This is a genomic window from Streptomyces capoamus (assembly GCF_014654935.1).
In the GTDB taxonomy this organism is placed as follows: Bacteria; Actinomycetota; Actinomycetes; order Streptomycetales; family Streptomycetaceae; genus Streptomyces; species Streptomyces capoamus.
The window spans coordinates 178,417-186,846 of the sequence record NZ_BNBF01000009.1; the positions used below are offsets into that span (position 1 = coordinate 178,417).

The following is an 8,430-nucleotide window of genomic DNA, read 5'->3' on the forward strand; positions in this document are numbered from 1 at the left end:
CAGAGACCGAGGCGGTCTGACCATGACGATCAGTGCTACCCCCGCAGCCGCCGCAGAGCAGCGCACCGCCGCGAGCAAGCGGGCGGTCTTCCGGGCCCCGGTGCCCGAGGACGGCCCGGCCGTGTGGAAGCTGGTCGAGAACACCCCCGGCCTGGACTCCAACAGCATCTACTACTACACGCTGTGGTTCCGGGACTTCACCGACGGCTCGCTGGTCGCGACCGTGGACGACGAGATCGTCGGCTTCCTCACCGGCTACCGCCGCCCCGAAGAGCCGGAGACCTACTTCGTCTGGCAGACCGCCGTCAATCCGCGCCACGGCATCCCGTTCCTCGGGGTGAAGCTCTTCCAGGCCGCGGCCGACCAGCAGGTGGCCCAGGGCGCCCGGTACGTCGAGGCCACGGTCTCCGCCGAGAACAAGGCGATCCTCATGGTGCTGAAGCAGTTCGCGAAGAAACACTCGGCTCCCGTCGAGACGCGCGTGCTGTTCCCCAGCAGCCTCTTCCCCGACAGCCACCACGACGAAGTCCTCTACCGCATCGGCCCGTTGACGGCCGGCTGACACCGGTCCGCCCGCCCCCGGTCCGCGTGCCGCCTCGGCAGGGACCGATCGTGGCCGCGACTTCGGTCCGGGGGCGGGCACCGGTGATCCACGTGATGAGCACCATGTTCGACGACTGGGAGATGTTAGCCATGGCGCAGCCATCCTCACCTGTGTACATCGACATGAACGACGACAGCTTCCGCATGGACTCGGAAGAGATGCGGAAGGCGCGAGCTGCGCATTGGTACGCACGAACCGACTGGGGTATCGCCGTCCTCTCCTACGAGGACAGCAATTTCCTCCTGAAGAACCCTCGTCTGACGCAGGGTTCGGCGAAATGGCCCGCCCAGCACGGAGTGTCCGAGGGGCGCTTCGCCGACTGGTGGCGGAAGACGCTGCTCGTACTGGAGGGCGACGAGCACCACAGGATCCGGCGCCTGGTCAATCCCGCGTTCTCGCCGCGTCGCATCGAGCCGTTGCGCCCTCGCTTCCGGGCCCTGGCCGACAGCCTGATCGACGACTGGATCGACGAGGGGCGGACCGAGTTCACCAGTCGCTTCGCAGCGCCGTATTCGACCAGGATCCTGTGCATGATGCTGGGCATCGACGAGCGTGACTGGAACAAGATCCACCGGCTCGCGGCCACGATCGGCCTCAGTATCGGCATTTCCATCAGGGAGAACATCGAGCGCATCGACGATGCCGTCGCCGAAATCACTCAGTATGCGCAATCCCTGGTGCGGAGCCGGAGGGAGGCGCCTCGGGACGACATCCTGAGCACTCTCGTGGAGACGAGGGACGAGGACGACGGCAGGCTGTCGGACCAGGAGCTGATCAACCTCATCATCCTGCTCATATTCGCCGGGATCGACACGACACGGAACCAGTTGGCGCTGGCCGTGCAGTCGTTCGCCGAACAACCCGACCAGTGGGAAAAGCTGGCCGCCGACCCCGACCGCTATGCCGTCAAGGCGGTCGAGGAGGTACTCCGCGTGAATCCTGTGGGCCGATGGGTCACGCGCGAAGCGGCGGAAACCCTGGAGCACAAGGGGTGCACGATCGACAAGGGGACGACCGTCCACCTGTTCACCCAGTCGTCGGGCACCGATCCGGCCGAGTACAAGGACCCGGACCGTATCGACCTGGACGCCGACCGCTCGCCTCACTTCGCGTTCGGTGGCGGCATACATCATTGCCTCGGCCATTTCGTCGCCAGGGCGGACATGGACGTGGCCCTCTCGGCGCTGTCCGCACGCATGACCGATCTGCGGATAGGAGAAGGCGCCGAGTGGCTGCCCGATTCCGGGAACACCGGGGCGAAGAAGCTGCCGATCACCTTCACCCGGCGTTCTTGAAAGGTCGCGGGAACCAGCTCAGCTGGTTGCTTGCGGAAGCGCCCTCATGGTAGAACCGGCTTAGGCGGTTCTAAGTCGACTCGGAGATCCCATGACACCCTCCAGGGCCAGCACCGGACGCCCGGCCGCCGGCTGCGGCAAACCAGCACGGAACGACCACTACCAGCCCCTCGGGGGCCCCGCGCCGTACGCCGGGGGAGGTCACTGACGATGGTGGATGTGACGGTGCTGCCGGGCTACGTCGCAGTGATCCTGCTCTTCCTCGGTCCACCCGGGCCGGACATGGCCTACATGCTGGCCGTGGGTCTCGAAGGCGGTCGGCGGGCGGCGGTGAAGGCCATCCTCGGCATCGGTACGGGCATGAGCATCTATGCCGCCGCCGTCGTCGCCGGCATGGGCCAGGTCGCCCGGTCGCACCCCTTGGTGCTCGACGCGGTCAGGATTCTGGGCGCGGCATATCTGCTGTGGCTGGCGTTCGCCACGATGCGCCATGCGCGTCGTGCGATCAGCGGGCACAGCGGTGTCACGGCGGGACGGTGGTACCTGCGAGGTGTCTTCGTCTGCCTGACCAATCCGAAGATCATCCTCTTCTTCCTCGCGGTGCTCCCGCAGTTCATCGGGGACGCGGAGAATCCGGGAGTGCAGATGGCGGTCCTCGGGGCGATTGACGTCGTGATGGAGGTGGTCCTGTACGGGGCCGTCGGAATGCTGGCGGGATTCTTCCACGCACGTCTCGTCGACTCGACCAAGGCGACGGCCGTCCTCAACTACATCGCGAGCACCGTATACGTCCTCCTGGCCGGGACGATCTTCGGCGAGATCCTGCTGGCTTAGTCCCGGTGGACGTCGTAGACGATCAGACCGTCGCCGCGCAGGCGCACTCCCGGTGTCGGGGAGTGCGCCGTGAGGCGTCCGTCGTGCATCAGGTGCAGGACGTGCACGCCGAGGGCCAGGACGGCGAAGTCGGCGATCAGGCGCCGGTGGCACCGCCACCACACCGCCTCACTGCACATCACCGCGGTGCGTTCCCCGGCCGCCTGCGCCATCAGGACGTCCATCGCGGCGACGAACTCCGGGCTGCGCGTGTGGGCGGCGTAGCCGCGGAAGGACTCGTTGCGCCAGACCGTGTCGGGGGAGTCGGGCGGCGGCTTGCGCCAGCCCCCCAGCCGCTGCTCCCACCGGTAGGCGAGCCGCTCCTCGGGCAGCCACTGGGCCAGCCGCTGACGTGACACGTCCGGATTGCGGCGACTGCCGGGCGCGGTCCGCACGTCCACGACGGCGGCGACGCCGGCTCCTCGCAGGAGGCCGGCCAGGGTGGTCCGGTCGGCCGTGCCGTGCCCGAACGTGAGGAGCTCCGGACGCGGCTCGGGAGCGGCGTCCGCGGGGTCGGTCCGGCCGTGGCCCATACGCCGAGTGGACCACGGACCGGCCGAGGCGGCACGCACGGCCGGCCCCCGGCCCCCGGTTTCAGCGCCCGGGGGCGTCCCCGCGGGGGAGCGGTCCGACACCGGAGCGGCGGCCGGGGCGGAGGGCGGCGTGCACCTGCCCCGGGCCGGGGCCGCCGCGGTCGGCCAGGGCGTCGGCGACGGCACCGGTGGCGAAGGCGTAGACCGCCTTGTGCAGGACGTCCACGACGACCTCCCCGCGCGGCCAGGTGCCCGGCGGGGCGCCCACACCGGTCGCGTTCTCCAGGATCTGGTCGTTGGTGAGGCGTACGACGGCGAACTTCGCGGAGGCCAGCGGCCCGCGCAGACCGGCCTGGGCCATGATCGAGCGCACGACGCCGAGCAGGGCGGCCTGGCCGAAGTGCATGGCCCAGTTGAGCGGCACCGGTGGTGTGCCCGGGCTCTCGGGCAGGCCGGTCAGGCGCTGGAGGACCCGCGCGGGCACATGGGAGTCGGGGCGGCCTGTGATGGTCTGCTCGATCTTCTCGCCGAGGGTCATCACCAGGCCCCCGACGGTGCCGGCCACCAGCCCCTGCCGGAGGACTCTTCCGATCATGTGCCGCCGGGTACCCGGCGGCGGCCCCGTTCACGCGCCCGCGGCAACGGGGGTGCGGCTCCTGCGGCACCCCTCCGCGGCCCGGCACGGAGGCCGGACACCGGAGCCGGACAGAGCTGTCGCATCGGTTTCGTGATGCGTACACTCCACTGCGAAGTGTGATCATCGCGGTCGGAGGACGCGGCATGGGTGCACCTGGGACTCCTCGGCGTGAGGTGGTCACGGGGGCTGCGCGTGCGGCCCGTCCGGCTCGGGGAAGGCACGGCCCCGCGCGCCCCGGCCCCGCCGTCGACCCTCTCGCCCTCCGTGACCTGATGCGCCGTCAACTCGCGCTCTCTCTCAAGACGTTCGGCATGCTCGTCGTTCTGCTCGGGCTGCTCCCCCTCGCCTTCACAGCCCTGCCGGACCCGGCGGTGCGGCCGGGCGGCACGCTGGTCGTGTGGGCCGTCCTCGGGGTCGCCGCCTACCCCGCGCTCGTCGTCATCGGCCGCTGGTACGTCGTACGCGCCGAGCGCGTCGAAGGAGACACCGCGGACCGCGCCGGAGGGGACACCGCGGACCGTGCCGAAGGGGGCCGGCGGTGAGCGACGTCCCGCCGTACCCGTCCGGCCGGACGCCGGGAGCCGCCGGGTGAACCAGACGTACGGCATCGCAGCCGTGTCGGCGGCGGTCGTCGGGACCCTGGTGACGGGCTCGGCGGGCCTGCGCATCTCCCGCACGACCTCCGACTTCTACGTCGCCTCCCGTACCGTTCCGCCGTACCTCAACGCCATGGCGATCAGCGGCGAGTACCTCTCGGCGGCCTCGTTCCTCGGCATCGCCGGACTCGTCGCCGCCCAGGGCGTGGAGATGCTCTGGTTCCCCGTCGGCTACGCCGCGGGCTACCTCGTCCTGCTTGTCTTCGTCGCCGCCCCGCTGCGCCGCTCCGGGGCCTACACCCTGCCCGACTTCGCCGACGCGCGGCTGGAGTCCCGGGCCGCCCGGCGCGTCGCCGGTGTGCTCGTCGTCGGCGTCGGCTGGCTCTACCTGCTGCCCCAGCTGCAGGGCGCGGGCCTCACCCTCGGCCTGGTGACCGGCGCCCCGCGCTGGTTCGGCGCGCTGCTCGTCGCGGTCGTCGTCACACCGGCCGTGGCCGCCGGCGGCATGCGCGGCATCACCTTCGTGCAGGCCTTCCAGTACTGCCTGAAGGTGACCGCGCTCCTCGTGCCCGCCGTCTTCCTCCTCCTCGCCTGGCACGGCGATCCCCGCCCCGCCGAGGCCCTGGACGAACCGCCCACCTTCCGCCGCCACACCCAGGTCACCGTCGAGACCACCGTCCGTCTCCGCGTCGAGACGCCGCTGCGCGCCGTGGCGACCGGCGCCGTGGACGGCCGCCGCCACGACGGCGACCGGCTGTCGCTGGACCCCGGGGTGCACGAGGTCCGGGCCGGTACGACCCTCAGGTTCCCGGCGGGCACCCCGGTGCCCGAGCGCGAGCCGGGCGACGGCCGGCGCGCGGGGGCCTCCAGCTGGGCGGCACCGCTGTCCGGCGGCAGGGACGACCACCCGCTGTACACGACGTACGGGCTGATCTTCGCCACCTTCCTCGGCACCATGGGCCTGCCCCACGTCCTCGTCCGCTTCTACACCAACCCCGACGGCCGCGCCGCCCGGCACACCACCGTGATCGTCCTCGCCCTGGTCGGAGGCTTCTACCTGCTCCCGCCGCTGTACGGCCTGCTCGGCCGCATCTACGCGCCCGACCTGCTGCTCACCGGCACGACGGACGCCGCCGTACTGGTCCTGCCGGAACGCCTCGTCGGCGGCACGCTCGGTGATCTGCTCGGGGCCCTGATCGCCGCCGGCGCCTGTGCCGCCTTCCTGTCCACCGCCTCCGGGCTCGTCCTGTCGGTCGCGGGCGTGCTCGGCCAGGACCTGCTGCCCTCGCCCGGCGTCCGCCACTTCCGGCCGGCCACGCTCCTGGCCGTCGCCGTGCCGGTCACGGTGAGCGTGGCGGCCGGCGAACTCCCCGTCGCCCACGCCGTCGGCCTCGCCTTCGCGGTGGCCGCCTCCTCCTTCTGCCCGCTGCTGCTGCTCGGCATCTGGTGGCGCGGCCTCACCGCGCCCGGCGCGATCGCGGGCCTGCTCACCGGCGGCGGCAGCGCCCTGACCGCGGTGGCCCTGACCATCGCCGGACCCGTCACCGACGGCTGGCCGCACACCCTGCTCGCCTGGCCGGCCGTGTGGTCGGTACCGCTCGGCTTCCTGACCATGATCCTGGTCTCCCTGGCCACCCGGGACCGGATCCCGCCCGGTACCGAGGCCGCCATGGCCCGCCTCCACCTGCCCGAACCCCCCGTCCCCCCGAACCCGCCGGCCGGGACGCGGCCGCCGAGGAGTGATCACCCCATGACGATCCGCCGGCCCGGCGCAGGGCCCCGCACGTGAACGGGCCCGCCCTCCTCGCCGCCGCGGCCCCCGTGTTCGCCGCCGGCCTGGCCGCGGGACATCTCCTGGCCCGCCGGGGCGGCCGGGACGGAACGCACCGCGGCGGCCCCGTGGAGCGCGCCACCTTCCGCACCCTGCACACGGCGTCCGCGGCCGCGCCCCCGCTGCGCGCCGGACTCACGCAGGACACGGCCCGCAAGGCGGTACGACGGCTCCGCCCGCTGTTCGGCACGGCCGCGCTCGCGCTCACCGCCGAGGACCGGCTGCTGGCCTGGGACGGACCGGGCCGGCACCACGCGGACACCGCCCTGGGGAGCGTCCGCCGTCTCCTGGAGAGCGGGCGCACCCAGACGTTCGCCGTCCGCTGCCCGGACCCGGACTGCTCCGTGCGCCGGGGCGCCGCCGCGCCGCTCACCGTCGACGGACGGGTGCTCGGCGCGCTCGTCGTGCTGGGCGCGGGGGAGTCGGTGCCCGCGGCCCGGGCCACCGAGGAGGTGGCGCGCTGGGTCTCCGTCCAGCTCGAACTCGCCGAACTCGACCGCACCCGCACCGGCCTGATCGAGGCGGAGATCCGGGCGCTGCGCGCGCAGATCTCCCCGCACTTCGTCTACAACTCCCTGGCGGCGATCGCCTCGTTCGTCCGCACCGACCCCGAGCGCGCCCGCGACCTGCTGCTGGAGTTCGCCGACTTCACCCGCTACTCGTTCCGCCGGCACGGTGACTTCACCACCCTGGCCGAGGAGTTGCGCTGCGTCGAGCAGTTCCTGGAGCTGGTACGCGCCCGGTTCGGGCAGCGGCTGCGGGTGACCCTGCAGATCGCCCCCGAGGTGCTGCCCGTGGCCGTGCCGTTCCTGTGCCTGCAGCCCCTGGTGGAGAACGCCGTCAAGCACGGGCTGGAGGAGGGCGTCGCACGCGGCCGCATCGGCATCACCGCGCAGGACGAGGGGGCGACGGCCCGGATCGTCGTCGAGGACGACGGGGTCGGCATGGAACCGGACCGGCTGCGCCGGATCCTGCGCGGCGAGGACGGACCCGCGGCGGGCGTCGGACTGCGCAATGTCGACGAGCGGCTGCGTCAGGTGTACGGCGACGACCACGGGCTGGTGATCGAGACCGGCGTCGGAGCCGGCACGAGGGTCACGATCCGGATCCCCAAGTACCGGCCCGGCGTGCACAGCGCGCCCCCGGGATCGCCCCGGCCCGTCACCGGGCCTGCTTCCGCTGCCGCCGGGCCGCCATCACCGCGTAGACGATGATCCCGGTGAACAGGAACAGCGCGCCCTGGTAGACCGCTGCGTAGCCGGCGCCCGCCATCAGCCAGACCGAGAACGCGGCGGCCACCGCGGTGACCACGGAGTCCCGCACCAGCCGGGACCGGTCGACGGCCTCGGGCCGGCCGGCCACCAGGTGGAAGATCTGCGCGGCGGCGGCCAGCAGGTACGGCACGGTCGCGGTGAACGTGGTGACCAGGACCAGGACCTCGAAGACCTTGCCCGAGCCCGAGAAGTAGTTGAAGACGGTGAGCAGCGAGGCGAGGACGACCGTCACACCGACCCCGACCGTCGGCACGCCCCGCCGACGGCGCGTGAAGGCGCTCGGGAACAGTCCGTCGCGAGCCGCCGCGTACGGCGTCTGCGCGCTCAGCAGGGTCCAGCCGTTGAGGCAGCCGGTCATCGACACGAGGGCGGCGAGCGCCACGGCCGTACCGCCCCAGCTGCCCCCGAACATCGAGTTCACCGCGTCGGAGAACGGGGCGGTGGACGTCACCAGGCGGTCGTGCGCGACCGTGCCGAACACGGACAGCGTGCCCAGCAGGTACACCAGCGCGGCGCCCGCGGTGCCGATGACGGTCGCGCGTCCCACGTTGCGCCGGGCGTTGTTGACCTCGCCCGCGCTGACGGCGGCGGACTCCACCCCGAGGTAGGAGAACAGGAGCAGGGCGGCGGAGGCGGACACCGCGCCGATCGCGCCGTGGCCGCTGGAGTTGAACGGCCCGAGCCGGTCGGGGTCGAAGAAGAACAGCCCGCCGACCGCGACGAGCAGGAGCGGCACGAACTTCAGCACCGTGGAGACCAGCTGGACGGCGCCCACGTACCGGGTGCC

9 protein-coding genes are annotated in these 8,430 nt (G+C 72.3%); 6 read left to right on the plus strand and 3 right to left on the minus strand.

Annotated features, from left to right (window positions below):
* The first annotated feature begins 22 nt into the window (after window positions 1–22).
* The 3 genes from ectA (at window position 23) to IE312_RS16790 (ending at window position 2,733) form a co-directional block, all read left to right on the plus strand.
* Window positions 23–562 carry a diaminobutyrate acetyltransferase gene (gene ectA, locus IE312_RS16780; protein ID WP_189982557.1) on the plus strand — a complete coding sequence of 180 codons (540 nt, stop codon included), beginning with the start codon at window positions 23–25 and terminating at the stop codon, window positions 560–562.
* A gap of 50 nt (window positions 563–612) precedes the next feature.
* Window positions 613–1,899 carry a cytochrome P450 gene (locus IE312_RS16785; RefSeq protein ID WP_229899910.1) on the plus strand — a complete coding sequence of 429 codons (1,287 nt, stop codon included), beginning with the start codon at window positions 613–615 and terminating at the stop codon, window positions 1,897–1,899.
* A gap of 210 nt (window positions 1,900–2,109) precedes the next feature.
* Window positions 2,110–2,733, plus strand: coding sequence for a LysE family translocator (locus tag IE312_RS16790; RefSeq protein WP_189982559.1), 624 nt, complete (start codon window positions 2,110–2,112; stop codon window positions 2,731–2,733).
* On the opposite strand, the gene IE312_RS16795 is transcribed toward IE312_RS16790, so the two are convergent.
* A complete protein-coding gene (locus IE312_RS16795) occupies window positions 2,730–3,305 on the minus strand; it encodes a DUF488 domain-containing protein (RefSeq protein WP_189982561.1) in 576 nt (191 codons plus the stop codon). The genes IE312_RS16790 and IE312_RS16795 overlap by 4 nt on opposite strands.
* A 61-nt stretch (window positions 3,306–3,366) precedes the next feature.
* Window positions 3,367–3,900, minus strand: coding sequence for a hypothetical protein (locus tag IE312_RS16800; protein WP_189982563.1), 534 nt, complete (start codon window positions 3,898–3,900; stop codon window positions 3,367–3,369).
* A 314-nt stretch (window positions 3,901–4,214) separates the two neighbouring features.
* Here IE312_RS16800 and IE312_RS16805 point away from each other — a divergent pair, with 314 nt between their 5' ends.
* The 3 genes from IE312_RS16805 to IE312_RS16815 are packed head-to-tail and all read left to right on the plus strand — an operon-like array spanning window position 4,215 to window position 7,583.
* Entirely contained in the window at window positions 4,215–4,484 is a 270-nt protein-coding gene (locus IE312_RS16805) for a hypothetical protein (protein ID WP_229899912.1), read from the plus strand.
* 46 nt (window positions 4,485–4,530) lie between these two features.
* Window positions 4,531–6,327: a sodium/solute symporter gene (locus tag IE312_RS16810; protein ID WP_229899914.1), complete on the plus strand. Its 1,797-nt coding sequence runs from the start codon at window positions 4,531–4,533 to the stop codon at window positions 6,325–6,327.
* Window positions 6,324–7,583: a sensor histidine kinase gene (locus IE312_RS16815; protein ID WP_189982565.1), complete on the plus strand. Its 1,260-nt coding sequence runs from the start codon at window positions 6,324–6,326 to the stop codon at window positions 7,581–7,583. The genes IE312_RS16810 and IE312_RS16815 overlap by 4 nt, the downstream gene beginning before the upstream one ends.
* Here IE312_RS16815 and IE312_RS40445 read toward each other — a convergent pair.
* Window positions 7,531–8,430 (minus strand): amino acid permease (locus IE312_RS40445; RefSeq protein WP_229899915.1); only part of this gene is annotated, 900 nt, incomplete at its 5' end. The genes IE312_RS16815 and IE312_RS40445 overlap by 53 nt on opposite strands.

Coding starts and splice junctions, on each gene's coding strand:
- ectA (WP_189982557.1), top strand. CDS start 23: ATGACGATCAGTGCTACCCCCGCAGCCGCCGCAGAGCAGCGCACCGCC.
- IE312_RS16790 (WP_189982559.1), top strand. CDS start 2,110: ATGGTGGATGTGACGGTGCTGCCGGGCTACGTCGCAGTGATCCTGCTC.
- IE312_RS16805 (WP_229899912.1), top strand. CDS start 4,215: ATGCGCCGTCAACTCGCGCTCTCTCTCAAGACGTTCGGCATGCTCGTC.
- IE312_RS16800 (WP_189982563.1), bottom strand. CDS start 3,900: ATGATCGGAAGAGTCCTCCGGCAGGGGCTGGTGGCCGGCACCGTCGGG.
- IE312_RS16795 (WP_189982561.1), bottom strand. CDS start 3,305: ATGGGCCACGGCCGGACCGACCCCGCGGACGCCGCTCCCGAGCCGCGT.